Raw genomic sequence first — 18,726 nt, 5'->3', positions numbered from 1 at the left:
AGCTCGCAAAACACCCACCTCTCTCAACAACAAATCCTCGCCTAGCCTTCAAGCATCTCCCTGAGCAAGGACGCTCACGATGCTTGCCACACTGCGCCTGTTTTTGTTTTTCCTGCCGGTTTTCCACCTCAACGCCTTCGCTGGCGACTGCCCCGACTGGGCCGCCGCCCGGGCATCGAGCGAAGTCGCCGCCCTGCAACAACAGATCGATCGCTGGGACGACGCCTATCATCGCGAAGGCCGCTCGGTGATCGCCGATGAGCTCTACGATCAGTCCCGCCTGCGCCTGAACCAATGGCGCCAGTGCTTCAAACTTCCTTCACCGCCCGAGCCGGTGCGTGCATCAGGCCCGGTTGCGCACCCGGTCGCGCACACCGGCCTGGACAAACTTCATGATGCGGCGAACATCGCCACCTGGCTGCGCGACCGCCAAAACGTCTGGGTACAACCCAAGGTCGATGGCGTGGCGGTGACCCTGATCTATCGCGACGGCCGACTGCATCAGGCGATCAGTCGCGGGGATGGTGTTCGCGGGCAGGACTGGACGGCGTCGGCCAAAAAGATCGGAGCCATTCCGCAACAGCTGACGCAACCGCAGGATCTGCTGGTGCAAGGCGAACTCTACTGGCGCTTGAACGGACACATGCAGGCACGTGCCGGCAGCGCCAACGCCCGCGCCACCGTGGCCGGCCTGCTGGGACGCAAGGATCTCGACGCGGAACACGCCGCCGGCATCGGGCTGTTTGTCTGGGACTGGCCGCAAGGGCCGAAGGACTTGCCGGAGCGAATCGCGGCCCTGACACAATTCGGTTTTCCTACCACGGAGCCCTACACCCAGGCCGTCGCCAGCCTGAACGACGCGCAACACTGGCGCGATCACTGGTATCGCTCGCCATTGCCATTCGCCACGGACGGCGTGGTTCTGCGCCAGAGCCTGCGACCGCCCGCCGAGCGCTGGCAGGCTCGTCCGCCCTACTGGGCTGTCGCCTGGAAATACCCGTTCGCCCAGGCACTGGCCGATGTGCGCAAGGTGAACTTCAAGGTCGGCCGTACCGGGCGCATCACGCCGGTGCTCGAGCTGTCGCCGGTGATGCTCGATGACCGGCAGATCAAACGAGTCAGCGTCAGTTCGCTCAGGCGCTGGCAGGAACTGGACATCCGCCCCGGCGATCAGGTCGCAATCAGCCTGGCCGGGCTGACGATTCCGCGCCTCGACAGCGTGGTACTGCGCAGTACCGAACGCGCTGTTCTGGATGTTCCACTGGCCAGCGACTTTCACGCCCTGAGCTGCTGGCAACCGACGCCGGGCTGCGAAAGCCAGTTCCTCGCGCGCCTGACCTGGCTCAGCGGCAAGCAGGGACTGGCGCTGCCGCATGTCGGTCGCGGCACTTGGGAGAAACTTCTGGAAACAGGCCGCCTGAACAGCCTGCTGGATTGGTTGACCCTCGACGGCCCGGAGCTTGCTAACATTGCCGGTCTCGGCGAGCGCAGCAGTGCCCGCCTGCTGCACAGTTTTCACAGCGCCCGCCAACGACCGTTTGCGCAGTGGCTCAAAGCCCTGGGTTTGCCGCCGACAGGTCAGGCAACACTTGCCGATTCATGGCAGGCGCTGGCACAACGCAATACCGAACAATGGCAGGCAGAAGCCGGGATCGGCCCGGGCCGTGCGGCGCAATTGAGCGCCTTTTTTCGCGACCCGCAGGTGCTGGCCCTGAGTAAAACCTTGCAAGCCGCCGGTGTCGACGGCTTCTGAATGCGCAATCCCCGGCCAACCGGGAACCCAATGTCCGCCGGAGCGCTCCAACAGCGCAGTGCTTCACCGATACGATTGCCTTTGCACATGGAGCTTTTATGAAATTTCTCGCACCGCTCGCCCTGCTGTCTTTCTGCGCAGTCCTCGCCGCCCCCGTGATGGCCGACGAAGACGCGCCGGGCCTGACCGGTTGTGCCGCCAAGAAGCAGGGCATCATCAACCAGATCGAACAGGCCAAGTCCCGCGGCAACGCCGACCAGCAGGCCGGCCTCGAAACCGCCCTGCGCGAAGTCACCGAGCACTGCACCGACGCCGGCCTGAAGAAAGAACGCGAAAACAAGGTGCTCGACGCCAAGCACGAAGTGAGCAAGCGTCAGGCTGATCTGGACAAGGCCATGAAGAAAGGCGATCCGGAGAAGATCGACAAGCGCAAGAACAAGCTCGCCGAATCGCGCAAGGAATTGCAGGACGCGCTGGACGAACTCGACAAGTAAGAAAGCCGGGGATCACAGCCAAAAACCGTGATCCCTTGAACATCAGTGGTCGCGAAACTCTTTATGGCAGGCACTGCAGGCATCTTCGACTTTCTGCACGGCAGGCCCCAGGTTACTGGCTTTGTAGGGTTGAACCTTGCTGGCGATCACCAGTTCACCGGTGGCCGCTTCAAGGGTGCGGGCCATTTCCTGGAAGCGCGCCTGTTTCTGCCAGACATCATCCTTGGCGCTGGTGTGATCTTCTTCGCGCACCTGCGGGAAATGTTTCCACGGCTCATGGGACAACGCATCGAGCTTGACCGCGCCTTCGGCGAATTTCGCTCCGTCGAACGGGATGCGCCCACGCAACATGCCACCCAGGTCTTCACCGGTCTTGAGCATCTGCTTGAAGATCGCCTTGCGCTGACCCAGCGGGGAATTCGGGTCGACACCGCCACAGGCGGACAAGCTCAGACAGGCCAGCAATACAACAGAAATTCTTTTGAGAGTCATGGTGGCTTCAGGTCACGGAAATCGGCGGCCAGTATCCTCGGGTCACCGCCAAACACCAATAGCCCTATTAACAATAAGGGTTGCTTGAGCGCATGGAGCACTTCTGCAACCGGCACAGGAAATTCTCCATGAACAGCCGTTTCAAGGCCTGGCGTCATCCGCTCATCGCTACCCTCCCGCTGCTGGCGATCCTCGCCGGCTGCACCGGTGGCGACAGCGCCAAGCCGAAAACCCACGCCCTGGCCACCTACTCCAGCGCCACCTGGGAAGCCCTGCCGGCGGTGTCCGATAGCGATCTGGTCGCCGGTTTCGGTTCCTGGCGCAGCGCCTGCACCCGGCTCAAGGCTGACCCGGTCTGGGGCCCGACCTGCGCGGCAGCTGCCAACGTGCCGCAGAGCGCTGGCGACATTCGCACCTTCCTCAAGCAGAACCTTGACGTGTTCGGCCTGCGCGCCGAGAACGACAATCCCAACGGCCTGATCACCGGCTACTACGAACCGGTGTACCCCGGCAGCCTGACGCAAACCGCCACCGCCAACGTGCCGGTGTATGGCGTGCCCGAAGACATGATCATTGTGTCGCTGGACAGCATTTACCCGGAGCTGAAAGGCAAGCGTCTGCGCGGACGCCTCGAAGGTCGTGTGCTCAAGCCTTACGACGACGCGGCGACCATCGAGAGCCAGGGCGTCAAGGCGCCGGTCGTGGCGTGGCTGACCGATCCGATGAACCTGCAATTCCTGCAGATTCAGGGTTCGGGGCGGATCCAGACCGAGGACGGTCGCCAGCTGCGCATCGCCTATGCCGACCAGAACGGTCACCCGTACCGACCGATCGGCCGCTGGCTGGTGGAACAGGGCGAGCTGAAAAAAGAAGAGGTGACCATGGGCGCGATCAGCAACTGGGCCAAGGCCAACCCGTCGCGCATTCCGGAACTGCTGGCGAGCAATCCGAGCTACGTGTTCTTCACCCGCAACCCGGACAGCAACGAAGGCCCGCGCGGTTCGCTGAATGTGCCGCTGACCGCTGGTTACAGCGCGGCGGTGGACCGCAAGGTCATTCCGCTGGGCAGCCTGCTGTGGCTGTCGACCACCCGCCCGGACGGCACGCCGTTGGTACGCCCGGTTGCGGCACAGGACACCGGCGGCGCGATTGCCGGCGAAGTTCGTGCGGATCTGTTCTGGGGCACCGGTGATGCCGCCGGACAATTGGCCGGCGACATGAAGCAGCAAGGGCAGATCTGGATGCTCTGGCCGAAAGGCGCGGCGTTGCCGCAAGTGCCGCAGGTGGCCGACAAGCCGTAAGTACAATGCAAAAGATCGCAGGCCTCGTCAGCCTGCGATCTTTTCAGGTTCAGACCGAAACGAAGAAGAAGCTGGCAATCAGCGCCATCCCGACGAACCAGACCAACGAGCGCAAAGCCGCCCAGTCCGCCAGATAGCAAATGATGTAGAGCAGGCGACTGGTGATGAACAGCACCGCCAGCACATTGACCGTCACCAGCTCTGCCGTGCCCACCAGGTGCGCGACGATCACCGCCGCCGCAAACGCCGGCGTCACTTCAAAACTGTTCAGCTGCGCCGCATGGGCACGGCGCGCCACACCATCCACGCTGTCCAGAAAGTCCCGGGGATCATGATTGTCCCGCAGTCTGAAACCACCCGAGGCCTTGGCCACGACGGTGCACAGATAGGGCAGAAAGATCGCGATCAACACACACCACAAAGCCACCGTCATAACACCGTCCTTCTTTCGAGTTTTAGAGTTGCCGGGCGGTCAGAACTTCATCACCAGCATGCCGACCAGTACCAGCCCACAGGCTAAGAGCCGCGGCCGGCCGAAAGGTTCTTTCAGGTAACGCATGCCGAACAGCACCACCAGGATCACGCTGATTTCACGCAACGCCGCCGCTTCGGCAATCGAGCCCAACTTCATCGCCCACAGCACCAGAGCGTAGCTGAACAACACGCAGAACCCGACCGCCAGCCCCAGCTTCCATTGCTCGCGCCAGAACAGTTTGAACGCCGGCCTTTTCGCTACCCCCGCCAGCAACGGGAATGGCCAGGCACTGAGCAGCGTGACCCAGACCAGGTAATCCAGCGGATGCGACCAGCGCCGCAATGCCTGACCGTCGATGTAGGTGTAGCAACCGATGCACAAGCCGATCAGCGCCACTACCGGCAGCATCGCCCACGGCAAATGTTTCCCGCCGCCGCCCTGCCAGAGCAGGCAAGCCATGCCCAGCGGGATCAGCAGGATCCCGAAGATTTGCTGGGTGGTCAGCACCTCGCCGGCGAAGATCAGGGTCAGCGCCAGTACCACCAGCGGCGACAGTCCGCGCATCAACGGATAGACCAGCCCCAGGTCGCCAACCCGATAGGCCTGGATCAACAGATAGCGATAAAGCAGCTCGAACGCCGCCGACGCCAGAATCCACGGCCAGATTTCCGGCGGCGGCAGGCTGATGAAAGGCAACGCCAGCGCGACGAACAACAGCGCCACGCTGTCCATGCAGGCCACCACCAGCAGCCGTTCGGCGCTGAACTTGATCAACGTGTTCCACGCTGCGTGCAACAGCGCCGCCACCAACACCAGAGCTGTCGCCAGCACGTGCCACTCCTTTGTTCTTGTTGTTGAGCCTGAGCCAATTAGTCAGATTATTGATTCGCGATGTGTCAGCAGCTGTTTATACTGCAAGCGACCACGCCGCACTCAGTTGCGCACAGACAAATTCCAATAATTCCTGCCTGCCCCGTTCTCGTCCGAGACCGGTCGCCGGCCTGCGTATGCCTGATCAAAGCGTCAAGACTACCGACAGAGACCTTGCGCATGCCACTCGCCTTGCTTGCACTCGCTGTTGCCGCTTTTGGCATCGGCACCACTGAATTCGTCATCATGGGCCTGCTGCCCGATGTCGCCCGCGACCTTGCGGTGAGCATTCCCCATGCGGGCCTGTTGATCACCGGCTACGCCCTGGGCGTGGTGTTCGGTGCGCCGATCCTCGCGATCGGTACCGCCAACATGCCGCGCAAGGCCACGCTGCTGGGCATGACGCTGATGTTCATCCTCGGCAACGTGCTGTGCGCGCTGGCGCCGAACTACGCAACGTTGATGGCGGCGCGGGTCGTCACCGCACTGTGCCACGGCGCGTTCTTCGGCATCGGTTCGGTAGTGGCCGCCGGGCTGGTCGCGCCGAACAAACGGGCGCAGGCGATTGCCATGATGTTCACCGGCCTGACCCTGGCCAACGTCCTTGGCGTACCGCTGGGCACTGCGCTCGGTCAGTACGCCGGCTGGCGCTCGACCTTCTGGGCGGTCTCGGTGATCGGTGTGATCGCGGCCCTCGCCCAATGGCTGTGGTTGCCGAAACACATCCCGATGGACAAGGCCAACCTCGCCAGCGAGTTCAAGGTGCTGGGCAAGGTCAACGTGTTGCTGGCGCTGGGCATGAGCGTTCTGGCCTCCACCAGTCTGTTCAGCGTGTTCACCTACATCGCGCCGATTCTGCAGGACATCACCGGCGTCAGCCCTCACGGAGTGACCGTGATGCTGCTGTTGTTCGGCGTCGGCCTGACCGGCGGCAGCATGCTCGGCGGGCGCCTGGCCGACAGTCGTCTGCTGCCGTCGCTGGTGGGTGTCGCGCTGGCGGTGGTGGTGATTCTGACGGCGTTCAGCCAGACCAGTCGCTCGGTGGTTCCCGCGGCGATCACGCTGGTGCTGTGGGGAATTTTTGCCTTCGCCCTGTGCCCGATCCTGCAACTGCTGATCATCGATCAGGCGCATGAAGCACCGAACCTAGGCTCGACCCTGAACCAGAGCGCGTTCAACCTCGGCAATGCCGCCGGGGCGTGGATCGGTGGACTGGTAGTAGCCAGCGGCGCGGATCTGGCGGACTTGCCGTGGACCGGCGCGCTGGTGGGCGTGCTAACGGTGCTGACGGCGCTGTTTTTCATCTACCTGCAACGTCGGGGTGTCGCTGCGGTCAATGTGTCCGGCTGATTTTCCCGGGGGACACAATTGTGTCCCCACCCGGCGTCAGTCCATCCAACCCTTGCGTCCATGAACGGGCGCGATGTCTTTCCACCCCCATCCAAAGGACCCCGGATGCTTGAACTCGTCGCCGCTTTCATCTGCCTCACCACCCTCCTCACCTTTGTGAATTTCCGCTTCATCGGCCTGCCCCCAACCATCGGCGTGATGGTTACCGCACTGATGTTTTCCCTGTTGCTGCAAGGCCTGAGCCTGCTCGGTTACCCCGGTCTCGAAGAGCGCGTACAGCAACTGATCGGCCAGATCGACTTCGGCGATCTGCTGATGAACTGGATGCTCTCGTTCCTGCTGTTCGCCGGTGCGTTGCACGTGAACCTCAACGACCTGCGCAGCTACCGCTGGCCCATCGGCCTGCTGGCGACCTTCGGCGTACTGATCGCCACCGCCGTGATCGGCAGCCTCGCCTACTACATTTTTGCCCTGTTCGGCTGGCACGTGAGCTTCCTTTACTGCCTGTTGTTCGGCGCGCTGATTTCCCCGACCGACCCGATTGCGGTACTCGGCGTGCTGCGTACGGCCAACGCCTCGAAGCCGCTGAAGACCACCATCGTCGGCGAATCGCTGTTCAACGACGGCACCGCCGTGGTGGTGTTCACCGTGTTGCTGGGCATCGCGCAACTGGGCGAAACCCCGACCGTCGGCGCCACGGCCATGCTGTTTGCCCATGAAGCCATCGGCGGCGTGCTGTTCGGCGGGCTGATCGGTTATCTGGTGTACCTGATGATCAAAAGCATCGAGCAGCACCAGATCGAGGTCATGCTGACCCTGGCGCTGGTGATCGGCGGTTCGGCGATGGCTACCGAGCTGCACGTCTCGGCGCCGATCGCGATGGTGGTCGCCGGTCTGATCATCGGCAACCTCGGTCGCAACCTGGCGATGAACGACATGACCCGCAAATACCTGGACGGTTTCTGGGAATTGCTCGACGACATGCTCAACGCCCTGCTGTTCGCGCTGATCGGGATGGAGCTGTTGCTGCTGCCGTTCAACTGGCTGCACGTGGCGGCGGCAAGTCTGCTGGCGCTGGCGATTCTGCTGTCGCGCCTGCTCACCGTGGCCCCGGCCATCGTCTTGCTGCGGCGCTGGCGCACCGTGCCGCGCGGCACTATCCGGATTCTGACCTGGGGTGGTTTGCGCGGCGGTGTTTCGGTGGCACTGGCCCTGGCCCTGCCGTTGGGCCCGGAGCGCGATCTGCTGCTGAGCATCACCTACATCGTGGTGCTGTCATCGATCCTGTTGCAGGGCCTGACCATCGGCAAACTGGTCAAACATGCAACGCGCGACGAGCCGGCGAGCGCTGCCGAGCCCGCGCACCATTGATCATTTCTTGATCTGCTGCGGATCGGGCTTTTCGGCCTGATCCGCAGACTCTTTCGGCTTTCCGCTTTCACTGCGGATCTGCGCATGACTGATCAGGGCGAAGATGAAACTGCCGCCGATGATGTTCCCCGCCAGGGTCGGCCCGGCAAACACCGCCCAGAAGTCACTCCATGGCAGCTCGCCGGCAAACACCAGATACGACACCTCCGCCGACCCCACCACGATGTGAGTGAAATCGCCCAGTGCCATCAGATAGGTGATGAGGATGATGATCCACATCTTCGCGCTCTCCATGGACGGAATCATCCAGACCATGGTGGCGATCATCCAGCCCGAGACAATGCCCTTGGCGAACATCTGACTCGCATGGTTCTCCATGACCTTGCGGCCGATTTCGAGGAAGGCTACGTCAGTCTTGCTGTCGAAGATCGGCAGTTCGAGCATCACGTAGGCCACCAGAATCGTCCCGCACAGGTTGCCGAACAGCACCACCGTCCACAGCCGGATCAACCGGCCGAAATTGGCCAGGGTCGGCTTGGTCATCACCGGCAGCACGGCAGTCAGGGTGTTTTCGGTAAACAGTTGCTGGCGGGCGAGGATCACCGCGAGAAAGCCTGCGCAGTAGCCGAAACTGGCGATCACCTTGAATTCATCGCCCTCGGGCAGACGCGAGTTGAGCAGGCCCATGCCCATCAGCGACAGGCCCATGGTCAGCCCGGCCGCGAGCGCCGACCACCACAGCGCGGCGATGCTGCGCTCCAGTTCCTGGTCGCCCTGTTTGCGGATGATTTCATGCAGAACCGCCGCGCGGGGCGGCTGGTTTTTCTCGACTTCGTGTTGTTCCTTGGCCGAGAGATCGGGGGTCTTGCCGTCTGTTGGTGTGGTCATGGCGGGAAACCGGTGGCGGGGTCATAAGGCTACGACACGCGCCGCTCGGCTTCCGTTCGCCGGTGTGACGCGATTACTCGGTAACGGGCACGTCATCCTTGAACTGGTCTTTGACATACCTGATCTCGGTTCGCCCGTGCGGCGCCGGCAAGCCGTCTTCGCCGAGGTTGACGAAGACCATTTTCTCGACGGTCAGGATGCTCTTGCGGGTGATCTTGTTGCGCACTTCACAGGTCAGGGTGATCGAGGTGCGGCCGAACTCGGTGGCGGTGATGCCCAGTTCGATGATGTCGCCCTGGCGCGAGGCGCTGACGAAGTTGATTTCGGAAATGTACTTGGTCACCACGCGCTGGTTGCCCAGTTGCACGATGGCGTAGATCGCCGCTTCTTCGTCGATCCAGCGCAGCAGGCTGCCGCCGAACAGGGTGCCGTTGGGGTTGAGGTCTTCGGGTTTTACCCACTTGCGGGTGTGGAAATTCATCTTCACTCCTGAGCGTCTTGCCGAATGATGGGGCCATCTTGGCAGACTGAGCGGTCATGCTCCATGAGGCATCTACTATGGTCGCGATTGGCGATCTTCATCTGGCCGACAGAAACCCTTTGGAAGATCAGTCTAGACGGCTATAATCGCCCCCGTTTCAAAACGGTAACCTTCACTTGATACCGTTTTCCCGCCACCTGTCCGAGGGGCGCTGCAGCAGGTTCAACCTGTCAGGCTCGGATGGGGCGTTGACCGGCTCAGGCCGGACACTAAACGCACAACGGCGCCCATTCGCATACATTACGAATGGAGGCTCTTCATGAGCGCTGTTATCACGCCTGCAGATTTTAACGATTACAAAGTTGCCGACATGTCCCTGGCTGCCTGGGGCCGTCGCGAAACCATCATCGCCGAGTCGGAAATGCCGGCCCTGATGGGTCTGCGCCGCAAGTACGCTTCCGAGCAGCCTTTGAAAGGCGCAAAAATCCTCGGCTGCATCCACATGACCATCCAGACCGCCGTGCTGATCGAAACCCTGGTTGCCCTGGGTGCCGAAGTGCGCTGGTCGTCCTGCAACATCTTCTCGACTCAGGATCAGGCCGCCGCTTCCATCGCCGCTGCCGGCATCCCGGTTTTCGCCTGGAAAGGCGAGACTGAAGAAGAGTACGAGTGGTGCCTGGAGCAGACCATCCTGAAAGATGGCCAGCCATGGGACGCCAACATGATCCTCGACGACGGCGGCGACCTGACCGAGCTGCTGCACAAGAAATACCCACAGGTCCTGGACCGTGTTCACGGCGTGACCGAAGAAACCACCACCGGCGTACACCGTCTGCTGGACATGCTGGCCAAGGGCGAGCTGAAAATCCCGGCCATCAACGTCAACGACTCGGTGACCAAGTCCAAGAACGACAACAAGTACGGCTGCCGTCACAGCCTGAACGACGCCATCAAGCGTGGTACCGACCACCTGCTGTCCGGCAAGCAAGCGCTGGTCATCGGTTACGGTGACGTGGGCAAGGGTTCGGCCCAGTCCCTGCGTCAGGAAGGCATGATCGTCAAAGTCTCCGAAGTCGACCCGATCTGCGCCATGCAAGCCTGCATGGACGGTTTCGAACTGGTTTCGCCGTTCATCGACGGTATCAACGACGGCACCGAAGCGAGCATCGACAAAGCGCTGCTGGGCAAGATCGACCTGATCGTGACCACCACCGGTAACGTCAACGTTTGCGACGCAAACATGCTCAAAGCCCTGAAGAAGCGCGCCGTTGTCTGCAACATCGGTCACTTCGACAATGAAATCGACACCGCTTTCATGCGCAAGAACTGGGCATGGGAAGAAGTGAAGCCACAGGTACACAAGATCCACCGTACCGGCGCTGGCTCGTTCGATCCACAGAACGACGACTACCTGATCCTGCTGGCCGAAGGCCGTCTGGTGAACCTGGGTAACGCTACCGGTCACCCAAGCCGCATCATGGACGGTTCGTTCGCCAACCAGGTTCTGGCGCAGATCTTCCTGTTCGGCCAGAAGTACGCCGACCTGTCGCCAGCCCAGAAAGCCGAGCGTCTGACCGTTGAAGTACTGCCGAAGAAACTCGACGAAGAAGTGGCCCTGGAAATGGTTCGCGGCTTCGGCGGCGTGGTCACTCAACTGACCAAGCAACAGGCTGACTACATCGGCGTGACCGTCGAAGGCCCGTTCAAGCCGCACGCTTACCGCTACTAAGAGCAGCTGCGAGCTTCAAGCTTCAAGCGGCAAGCAAGGTCAAAAGCCGGACTTGCCGTACGAAGCTTGAAAGCTCTGCCCCTATTTCAAAACAGTTTCAGGCAGCCGGTTTCACGCTCGATAGATCAGCGCACCACCGCTTCTCTCGCAGCTTGTAGCTTGCCGCTCGTAACTGGAGGCTTCCTCCATGTCCCAAGACCGTCGCTACAGCTTCGAGTTCTTCCCGACCAAGACCGATGCTGGGCATGAAAAACTGCTCGCCACTGCCCGTCAGCTGGCCACCTACAACCCTGACTTCTTTTCCTGCACCTACGGCGCGGGCGGTTCGACCCGTGACCGCACGCTGAACACCGTTCTGCAGCTGGAGAGCGAAGTCAAAATCCCCGCCGCACCGCACCTGTCGTGCGTCGGCGACAGCAAGGACGACCTGCGCGGCCTGCTGAACGAGTACAAGGCTGCCGGCATCAAGCGCATCGTCGCCCTGCGCGGTGACCTGCCGTCCGGCATGGGCATGACCAGCGGCGAGCTGCGTCACGCCAATGAACTGGTTGAATTCATTCGTGAAGAAACCGGCAATCATTTCCACATCGAAGTCGCCGCCTACCCGGAGATGCATCCGCAGGCGCGCAACTACGAAGACGATCTCGCCAACTTCGTGCGCAAGGCCCGTGCCGGCGCCGACAGCGCGATCACCCAGTACTTCTTCAACGCCGACAGCTACTTCTACTTCGTCGACCGTTTGCAGGCGCTGGGCGTGGACATTCCGGTGGTGCCGGGGATCATGCCGATCACCAACTACAGCAAACTCGCGCGCTTCTCCGATGCCTGCGGTGCGGAAATCCCGCGCTGGATCCGCAAGCAGCTGGAAGCCTACGGCGATGACAGCCAGAGCATTCAGCGCTTTGGTGAGCAAGTTGTCACCGATATGTGCGAACGCCTGCTGCAAGGCGGCGCGCCCGGCCTGCACTTCTATTCCATGAACCAGGCCGAACCGAGCCTGGCGATCTGGAACAACCTGAAGCTGCCGCGCTAAAAAGACGTAAACGCAGAACCAGAAGATCGCAGCCACGACAGTGCCTACAGCGCTTTCGCCGCTGCGATCTTTTGCTTTTAACGCCCGAAACAGAGCTTCTGCGGCCAGTTTCTGGCTCTTTGCCGTTTCTCGTCGTAATCTCAAGCCATGCCTTTGATCACGCAGTTATTCGCCGTGCTGGTTTTTGCTTGCCTGAGCTTTACCGCTCGGGGCGAGAAGCTGCGTATCGTCACCGAACCGTGGGCGCCGTACGTCTATGAACAAGACGGCAAGAACCTCGGCCTGGACTACGAAACCACCGCCATCGTGTTCAAGCGTTTGGGCATCGAAGTCGAATGGCAGTTTTTGCCGTGGAAACGCTGCCTGTCGATGCTCGAAACCGGCCAGGCCGACGGCGCACTGGACATCTTTCACAGCGACGAGCGCGACGCCACCCTGCTCTACCCGAGCGAACCGTTGTCGGACGTCGAATTCGTGATGTTCTATGCCAACGACCGCCCGCACCCTTTTCGCAGCCTCGAAGACCTCAAGGGTCTGACCATCGGCACCTCACCGGGCTATCTGTACAGCCCCGATTTTCGCGAATCGACCTTGTTTACTCGGGAACCGGCCCCGACCCACGAAGCCAATTTCGGCAAACTGGTGCGCGGGCGCATCGACCTGCTGATCACCGATCGCCGCGTGGGTCAGCATTTGCTCGATGAACTGGGCATTCGCGACAAGATCACTGAGAACCCGACCGTCATCAGCCGCCAGAGCCAGTTTCTGGCCGTGCGGCGCAACGCCGGGATGGATTTGCTGGTGCAGCGCTTCGGTGCCGAGCTCAAGCGTTTCAAGCGCGAACCGGCCTATACCGAGCTCAGTGCCCGCTACGGCGCGGCCCCCGCCCTGACGGCGCCACTGGGCACCGCCACCGCCAGCGGCAAAACCGTTGAGCAGCAGGAAAGCGGCGCGCAGTGATTGCTCTGTTATACTCCGGCGTTCCCGCCAGGCTCACGCCCGGACGCCCGGAACCGTAACAGGCCTCCTGACCCGCTACAGCGCAGCTTTTCAGCCCGCGCGAGCGCTCCGGACGTGCCTTCGGAACCGCAGCAGGACCGGACGGGATTGCGTCCTCTTAAACGCCATTCGCGCCAGGCAAGACTCCCATTGGGCCAAGCCCTAACTAAAACAGGATTACTCATGTCCTTTGCTTCCCTCGGTCTCTCCGAGGCTTTGGTCCGCGCTATCGAAGACGCGGGCTATACCGAGCCTACTCCGGTGCAACAGCGGGCCATTCCCGCCGTGTTGCAAGGTCGCGACCTGATGGTTGCGGCTCAGACAGGTACTGGTAAAACCGGCGGTTTCGCCCTTCCGATCCTGGAGCGGCTGTTCCCCAACGGTCACCCGGACAAATCCCAGCGTCACGGCCCGCGCCAACCGCGCGTGCTGGTGCTGACCCCTACCCGCGAACTCGCGGCGCAGGTTCACGACAGTTTCAAGATCTACGCCCGTGACCTGAAATTCGTCAGCGCGTGCATCTTCGGCGGCGTCGGCATGAATCCGCAGGTTCAGGCCATGTCCCGTGGCGTTGACGTGCTGGTGGCGTGCCCCGGTCGTCTGCTCGACCTGTGCGGCCAGGGCAGTGTCGATCTGTCCCATGTCGAAATCCTCGTGCTCGACGAAGCCGACCGCATGCTCGACATGGGTTTCGTCCACGACGTGAAGAAAGTCCTCGCCCGTCTGCCGGCCAAGCGCCAGAACCTGCTGTTCTCGGCGACCTTCTCCAAAGACATCACGGATCTTGCCGGCAAACTGCTGCACAACCCGGAACGCATCGAAGTGACGCCGCCGAACACCACGGTCGAGCGCATCGAACAACGCGTCTTCCGTCTGCCGGCCAGCCACAAGCGTGCGCTGCTGGCCCACCTGATCACCGCTGGCGCGTGGGAACAGGTGCTGGTGTTCACCCGCACCAAGCACGGCGCCAACCGTCTGGCCGAGTACCTGGACAAACACGGCCTGCCGGCTGTGGCGATCCACGGCAACAAGAGCCAGAACGCCCGCACCAAAGCCCTGGCCGACTTCAAGGCCGGTGAAGTGCGCATTCTGGTTGCCACCGACATCGCGGCACGCGGTCTGGACATCGACCAGTTGCCACACGTGGTCAACTTCGAACTGCCGAACGTCGATGAAGACTACGTCCACCGTATCGGCCGTACCGGCCGGGCCGGTCGTTCGGGCGAGGCGATCTCGCTGGTCGCACCGGACGAAGAAAAACTGCTGAAAAGCATCGAACGCATGACCAAGCAGAAAATCGCCGACGGCGACCTGATGGGCTTCGATGCCAGTACCATCGAGGCCGAGAAGCCTGAAGTTCGCGAGCGTCCGGACATGCGCAACCCGCGCAATGCCCGCGGCCCACGCGGTGACGGCCCTAATGGCGGCGGCGGTGGCGGCGGTCGTAAAGACAAAGGCAAAGACAAGGGCAAGGAAAAACCGGCCGGCGAACGTGGCGAGCGTCCAGCCCGTCAACAGAAGCCGCGCGAAGGCACCCCGGCCCGCGAACAACGCCAGCCAAGCCAGCCGCCACGCGCCGCTGCTGATCGCGCTCCGGACGAGTTCCTCGACGACGATATCGATAACTTCGGTAACCGCGTCGACTACGTGCCGAAGCAGGCTCCGACCGGTGGTCGCAACCGTCGTCCAGGCGCTCCGGCGCAAGGCGCAGGTTCAGGCGCACCCCGCGGCGGTCAGTCGCAAGGTCGCCAGAACGGCCCGCGTAACAGCAACGGCTCGAGCACCGGCACGCCGCCAGGCAAACGCAGTGGCCCACGCAACGGTGCACCGCGTGACGGCCAGGGTCGCCGCGACGAAAACTCGCGCAACCGCCGCCCGGCCCGTGATGATCAGCAACGCGCTGAACCGGCCGTGCAGAACCCGCGCAGCAGCGGGCCGAAGATCATGCACAAGGAATCGAAAGCCGACCGCTTCCCGACGCCTGAGCAACTGGATCAACTGCCAAGCCGTCCACGCGGTGAAAAACCGGCCTTGCTGACCCGCAATCGCTGAGTTTTCGACTGCAATGAAAAATGCCCCGGCCTGAAAACCGGGGCATTTTTTGTGCGCCGCTGAAACGAAAGTGGCGGCAGGCAATAAAAAACGCCCCCGATCGCAAGACCGGGGGCGTTTTTTGTATGGCCGGCGAAAATTACTTCGCTTTGACACCTTCGAACGAGATGTACAGGTCGACTTTGTCAGACTGTGGACCCAGGTCCATCATCTTGCCGAAATCAGAACGCTTGATGCTGGTAGTGCCTTCGAAGCCGGCACGGTAGCCGCCCCATGGATCCTTGCCTTCACCCAGGAAAGTGGCCTTGACCACGATAGGCTTGGTCACGCCGTGCAGGGTCAGGTCACCGGTCACGTCGGCAGTGTCTTTGCCATCGGCGTTCTTGCCGGTGGACTTGACGCTGGTGGAGACGAACTTGGCATCAGCGTATTTGCCCACGTCCAGGAAGTCTTTGCTGGAGATGTGCTTGTCACGCTCGGCGTGGTTGGTGAACACGCTGGCGGTCTTCACGTCGAACTCGATCTTGCTGTCTTCAGGCTTGGCGGCGTCGAAGCTGAACTTGCCGCTGATGTCCTTGAAGGTACCGGTGATGTAGCTGTAGCCCAGGTGGCTGATCTTGAAGTCAACGAAGGCGTGCTGGCCTTCTTTGTCGACTACGTAGTCAGCGGCCATCACATTGGCGGACAGGACGGCAGAGCCGATTGCCAGAGCGGCCAGAGTCTTTTTCAACATGCTTTGTTTTCCTTTGGAGTCGAGGTTGAACATCAGGCTTTGCGTCCCAGCATTCGTGTCAGGGTCGCATCACGATCGATAAAGTGGTGCTTCAATGCTGCCAACGCATGAAGGCCGGAAAAAATTACCAGCGCCCATGCCAGGTACAGATGAATCACACCGGCGGTATCTGCCTGATCCGGTAGTCCGGAAACCAGTGCAGGAACTTCAAACAGGCCAAACACCGGAATCCCGACACCGTCTGCGGTGGAAATCAGGTAACCGGCAATCATCACGGCGAACAGCGCAAGGTAGAGAAACCCATGGCCGAACTTGGCGCCGATGCGGGTCATGCGGCTGTAGCTCTGGAGCGTTGGCGGCGGTGGGCTGACAAAGCGCCACAACACCCGCAACACCATCACAGCCAACAGCACCAGACCGATGCTCTTGTGCAGATCCGGCGCGTCTTTGCGCCAGGTGCTGTAGTAATCCAGCCCCACCATCCACAGACCCAGCGCGAACAGCCCGAAGACCGCCAGCGCCACACCCCAGTGCATGAAGATGCTGACCCAACCGTAGCGCGAAGAAGAGTTACGTAGCTGCATTGCCCAAATCCTGTGAGAACTGCGAACCAAGACTAGCGAGTTATCTATCGAATTAAAGCGGAAAATTTCGCTTTGAAATATCGAGAAATACGATCAAGAGCTTCTGACCGTCGCGTTAAGGAAAGATTAACCCATAGCAGAATCACACGTCTTAGCGAGAAAAATCATACAAACCCGCCACCCTCTGAGGTAGTCGCTCGCCAGAAATATCCTCAATTCATTTAGGCACTCAAAGCGAGTTGAGTGGGATAGCAGGACTGGAGCTATGCGATGTTTTAACCATCGGAACCAAAAATTCGAAGGGGCTTTCGCATCTGGACCTACGACAGAGTGGCTACTACTCTCAGGTGAGGCAAACGTAAGTCCATCGTCCAGAAGCCGGAACAATGCCTAACGGACCGCAATTCAACACAGGGAAAAAAGATGCGTTTTGACGGCGAACTCGAAGAACTAAAACAAAAATTAAGCTCTCTCCGGCATGCTGGAGAATGGAGAGTCGTCAATCCAAACCAATATCAATTCAGAGCTAATAGTAAGGGGATCATGAATTGGTTCCCCTCAACGGGGAGTATCACATTTCAAGGAAACCCGAGATCCGCCGAACAATTAAGACTACTTGTTGAAGGATTGCTGATCAGCGGCACTGATTCGGAACACCCACACATCGAACGAACCTCGATAGAGGTAGAAGCTGCTTTCGCTGAGTTATCTACAAGCTCGACAGAGACAGGCGCATATTTTCTCGATGATTCCTACTCTGACTCTGAGTTGGTTATCGGCCTGGTTGGGACGATTGGCACCAACTTAAACGAAATTGCAAGACTCATAAACGAACGCCTGTCTAAATTCAACTACACGACAGAAAGTATAAAAATATCTACAGATATAATCTCTACATTGGGTTCCCCACTTTCAAGCACAGATGAATTTGGCAGGATCAGTTCCTTTATGGAGGAAGGAAACAATCTTAGAAAAAACAGTAAAGACAACTCAATACTTGCTCTCGGGGCTGCTGCCAGGATCAACTTCCTACGAGGAAAGCAAGAGGCCTTGCGCAGAAAAGCTTTTATTATCAACTCACTGAAAAATCCAGCCGAAGTACAAAGACTACGAAAAATATACTCGAACGGTTTTTTCTTGATTGGTGTCCACGCTGACCACACAAGACGACATGACTATCTGACAAAAGAAAAATCGATTCCAGAAGAGCAAGCCTCTAAATTAATCGACAGAGATGCAGATGAACGTGATGACTATGGGCAGCACACGAAAGACACCTATCACCTATCCGACTTCTTCATCGACTACAACGGCAACTCCGACTCATTGAAAAAACAGATATGGCGAGTTTTTGATCTGCTTTTTGGCAAACCCTACGTTACGCCTACATTCGATGAATACGCAATGTTCATGGCCTTCTCAGCCTCACTAAGATCTGCTGATCTTTCTCGGCAGGTGGGTGCGGTTCTAACAAAAGACAGGTGCATCGTCTCGACTGGAGCTAACGATGTACCAAAAGCACACGGAGGGCTGTACTGGCCTGAAGTAGACGACGTTACCCAGGAAATCGTCGACGCAAAGGATGGGCGTGACTACATGAGAGGAGAAGACTCTAACGCCACACAGAAAAAATTGATCATTGACAGCATTCTTGAAGTAATCCCAGAGGAATACAAAGAAAAACTAAAGCCCTTGATCAAGGGCAGCAAAATAAAAGACATCACCGAATATGGAAGAGTTGTTCATGCAGAAATGGAGGCACTTCTTTCAAGCTCAAGATTGGGCATTAGCACATCAGGCAGCGACTTATACTGCACAACGTTTCCCTGCCACAATTGCGCAAAGCATATCGTTGCGGCTGGAATCAAGAGAGTCGTATATGTTGAGCCATACCCGAAAAGCAAGGCACTGGATTTCCACTCAGATTCCATATCACTAAATCAGAGAAGCAACAACGTTGTATTTGCACCGTTTATCGGAGTTGGCCCACGAAGCTTTTTCAACCTATTCTCCACTAATCTCGGTAGTGGCTATCCAGTAACCAGAAAATCCGAGGATGGTCAGGCTCTTGACTGGAATGAGTCCGATGCTAAATTACGCACCCAAATGCTGCCTTGCTAG

17 protein-coding genes and 1 riboswitch are annotated in these 18,726 nt (G+C 59.8%); of the genes, 10 read left to right on the top strand and 7 right to left on the bottom strand.

Annotation, left to right across the window (positions count from 1 at the left end; genetic code table 11):
* The first annotated feature begins 79 nt into the window (after window positions 1-79).
* Window positions 80-1,753 carry an NAD-dependent DNA ligase LigB gene (ligB, locus tag AWU82_RS12860; RefSeq protein WP_064380154.1) on the top strand — a complete coding sequence of 558 codons (1,674 nt, stop codon included), beginning with the start codon at window positions 80-82 and terminating at the stop codon, window positions 1,751-1,753.
* Between the two features lie 98 nt (window positions 1,754-1,851).
* Window positions 1,852-2,247, top strand: a complete 396-nt coding sequence (locus AWU82_RS12855) for a DUF1090 domain-containing protein (RefSeq protein WP_007959697.1) — start codon at window positions 1,852-1,854, stop codon at window positions 2,245-2,247.
* A 42-nt stretch (window positions 2,248-2,289) separates the two neighbouring features.
* Here the strand turns inward: AWU82_RS12855 and AWU82_RS12850 are convergent, their stop codons facing one another.
* Entirely contained in the window at window positions 2,290-2,739 is a 450-nt protein-coding gene (locus tag AWU82_RS12850; protein ID WP_064380152.1) for a c-type cytochrome, read from the bottom strand.
* Between the two features lie 128 nt (window positions 2,740-2,867).
* On the opposite strand from AWU82_RS12850, the gene mltA reads away from it, so the two are divergent.
* Window positions 2,868-4,040 (top strand): murein transglycosylase A, encoded by a 1,173-nt coding sequence (gene mltA, locus AWU82_RS12845; protein ID WP_064380151.1) that lies wholly within the window; start codon window positions 2,868-2,870, stop codon window positions 4,038-4,040.
* Between the two features lie 49 nt (window positions 4,041-4,089).
* Here mltA and AWU82_RS12840 read toward each other — a convergent pair whose 3' ends face one another.
* Complete coding sequence (locus AWU82_RS12840; protein ID WP_064380149.1) at window positions 4,090-4,473, bottom strand: MAPEG family protein; 384 nt, start codon at window positions 4,471-4,473, stop codon at window positions 4,090-4,092.
* Window positions 4,474-4,512: 39 nt separating this feature from the next.
* Window positions 4,513-5,346, bottom strand: coding sequence for an EamA family transporter (locus AWU82_RS12835; RefSeq protein WP_064380147.1), 834 nt, complete (start codon window positions 5,344-5,346; stop codon window positions 4,513-4,515).
* 219 nt (window positions 5,347-5,565) lie between these two features.
* On the opposite strand from AWU82_RS12835, the gene AWU82_RS12830 reads away from it, so the two are divergent.
* Both AWU82_RS12830 and AWU82_RS12825 read left to right on the top strand, forming a co-directional pair.
* Entirely contained in the window at window positions 5,566-6,735 is a 1,170-nt protein-coding gene (locus AWU82_RS12830) for an MFS transporter (protein ID WP_064380146.1), read from the top strand.
* A 105-nt stretch (window positions 6,736-6,840) separates the two neighbouring features.
* Window positions 6,841-8,106, top strand: coding sequence for a cation:proton antiporter (locus AWU82_RS12825; RefSeq protein WP_011336336.1), 1,266 nt, complete (start codon window positions 6,841-6,843; stop codon window positions 8,104-8,106).
* Here AWU82_RS12825 and AWU82_RS12820 read toward each other — a convergent pair whose 3' ends face one another.
* The gene (locus tag AWU82_RS12820; RefSeq protein ID WP_011336337.1) at window positions 8,107-8,994 is read right to left on the bottom strand and encodes a formate/nitrite transporter family protein; all 888 of its coding nucleotides are present in this window, start codon (window positions 8,992-8,994) and stop codon (window positions 8,107-8,109) included. It lies immediately after the preceding gene.
* Window positions 8,995-9,067: 73 nt separating this feature from the next.
* Window positions 9,068-9,475 carry an acyl-CoA thioesterase gene (locus AWU82_RS12815; RefSeq protein ID WP_011336338.1) on the bottom strand — a complete coding sequence of 136 codons (408 nt, stop codon included), beginning with the start codon at window positions 9,473-9,475 and terminating at the stop codon, window positions 9,068-9,070.
* Between the two features lie 197 nt (window positions 9,476-9,672).
* Window positions 9,673-9,771: riboswitch (S-adenosyl-L-homocysteine riboswitch) on the top strand.
* A gap of 23 nt (window positions 9,772-9,794) precedes the next feature.
* Between AWU82_RS12815 and ahcY the strand changes: the two genes are divergently transcribed.
* The 4 genes from ahcY (at window position 9,795) to rhlE2 (ending at window position 15,288) form a co-directional block, all read left to right on the top strand.
* Complete coding sequence (gene ahcY / locus AWU82_RS12810; RefSeq protein WP_039767963.1) at window positions 9,795-11,204, top strand: adenosylhomocysteinase; 1,410 nt, start codon at window positions 9,795-9,797, stop codon at window positions 11,202-11,204.
* A gap of 187 nt (window positions 11,205-11,391) precedes the next feature.
* Entirely contained in the window at window positions 11,392-12,237 is an 846-nt protein-coding gene (metF, locus tag AWU82_RS12805) for a methylenetetrahydrofolate reductase [NAD(P)H] (RefSeq protein WP_064380144.1), read from the top strand.
* Between the two features lie 147 nt (window positions 12,238-12,384).
* On the top strand, window positions 12,385-13,197 hold the full coding sequence (locus AWU82_RS12800; RefSeq protein ID WP_064380142.1) for a substrate-binding periplasmic protein: 813 nt from the start codon (window positions 12,385-12,387) through the stop codon (window positions 13,195-13,197).
* 222 nt (window positions 13,198-13,419) lie between these two features.
* A complete protein-coding gene (rhlE2, locus tag AWU82_RS12795; RefSeq protein WP_011336342.1) occupies window positions 13,420-15,288 on the top strand; it encodes an RNA helicase RhlE2 in 1,869 nt (622 codons plus the stop codon).
* 139 nt (window positions 15,289-15,427) lie between these two features.
* On the opposite strand, the gene AWU82_RS12790 is transcribed toward rhlE2, so the two are convergent.
* Together AWU82_RS12790 and AWU82_RS12785 are read right to left on the bottom strand one after the other, a co-directional pair.
* Window positions 15,428-16,021 (bottom strand): YceI family protein, encoded by a 594-nt coding sequence (locus tag AWU82_RS12790; RefSeq protein WP_039768113.1) that lies wholly within the window; start codon window positions 16,019-16,021, stop codon window positions 15,428-15,430.
* A gap of 32 nt (window positions 16,022-16,053) precedes the next feature.
* Window positions 16,054-16,605: a cytochrome b gene (locus AWU82_RS12785; protein WP_011336344.1), complete on the bottom strand. Its 552-nt coding sequence runs from the start codon at window positions 16,603-16,605 to the stop codon at window positions 16,054-16,056.
* A 423-nt stretch (window positions 16,606-17,028) separates the two neighbouring features.
* Here AWU82_RS12785 and AWU82_RS12780 point away from each other — a divergent pair, with 423 nt between their 5' ends.
* Complete coding sequence (locus tag AWU82_RS12780) at window positions 17,029-18,726, top strand: anti-phage dCTP deaminase (protein WP_064380140.1); 1,698 nt, start codon at window positions 17,029-17,031, stop codon at window positions 18,724-18,726.

It is taken from the genome of Pseudomonas glycinae (assembly GCF_001594225.2).
In the GTDB taxonomy this organism is placed as follows: Bacteria; Pseudomonadota; Gammaproteobacteria; order Pseudomonadales; family Pseudomonadaceae; genus Aquipseudomonas; species Aquipseudomonas glycinae.
This window is presented reverse-complemented; position numbering and strand designations above follow the sequence as displayed.

Coding starts and splice junctions, on each gene's coding strand:
- ligB (WP_064380154.1), top strand. CDS start 80: ATGCTTGCCACACTGCGCCTGTTTTTGTTTTTCCTGCCGGTTTTCCAC.
- AWU82_RS12855 (WP_007959697.1), top strand. CDS start 1,852: ATGAAATTTCTCGCACCGCTCGCCCTGCTGTCTTTCTGCGCAGTCCTC.
- AWU82_RS12850 (WP_064380152.1), bottom strand. CDS start 2,739: ATGACTCTCAAAAGAATTTCTGTTGTATTGCTGGCCTGTCTGAGCTTG.
- mltA (WP_064380151.1), top strand. CDS start 2,868: ATGAACAGCCGTTTCAAGGCCTGGCGTCATCCGCTCATCGCTACCCTC.
- AWU82_RS12840 (WP_064380149.1), bottom strand. CDS start 4,473: ATGACGGTGGCTTTGTGGTGTGTGTTGATCGCGATCTTTCTGCCCTAT.
- AWU82_RS12830 (WP_064380146.1), top strand. CDS start 5,566: ATGCCACTCGCCTTGCTTGCACTCGCTGTTGCCGCTTTTGGCATCGGC.
- AWU82_RS12825 (WP_011336336.1), top strand. CDS start 6,841: ATGCTTGAACTCGTCGCCGCTTTCATCTGCCTCACCACCCTCCTCACC.
- AWU82_RS12820 (WP_011336337.1), bottom strand. CDS start 8,994: ATGACCACACCAACAGACGGCAAGACCCCCGATCTCTCGGCCAAGGAA.
- AWU82_RS12815 (WP_011336338.1), bottom strand. CDS start 9,475: ATGAATTTCCACACCCGCAAGTGGGTAAAACCCGAAGACCTCAACCCC.
- ahcY (WP_039767963.1), top strand. CDS start 9,795: ATGAGCGCTGTTATCACGCCTGCAGATTTTAACGATTACAAAGTTGCC.
- metF (WP_064380144.1), top strand. CDS start 11,392: ATGTCCCAAGACCGTCGCTACAGCTTCGAGTTCTTCCCGACCAAGACC.
- AWU82_RS12800 (WP_064380142.1), top strand. CDS start 12,385: ATGCCTTTGATCACGCAGTTATTCGCCGTGCTGGTTTTTGCTTGCCTG.
- rhlE2 (WP_011336342.1), top strand. CDS start 13,420: ATGTCCTTTGCTTCCCTCGGTCTCTCCGAGGCTTTGGTCCGCGCTATC.
- AWU82_RS12790 (WP_039768113.1), bottom strand. CDS start 16,021: ATGTTGAAAAAGACTCTGGCCGCTCTGGCAATCGGCTCTGCCGTCCTG.
- AWU82_RS12785 (WP_011336344.1), bottom strand. CDS start 16,605: ATGCAGCTACGTAACTCTTCTTCGCGCTACGGTTGGGTCAGCATCTTC.
- AWU82_RS12780 (WP_064380140.1), top strand. CDS start 17,029: ATGCGTTTTGACGGCGAACTCGAAGAACTAAAACAAAAATTAAGCTCT.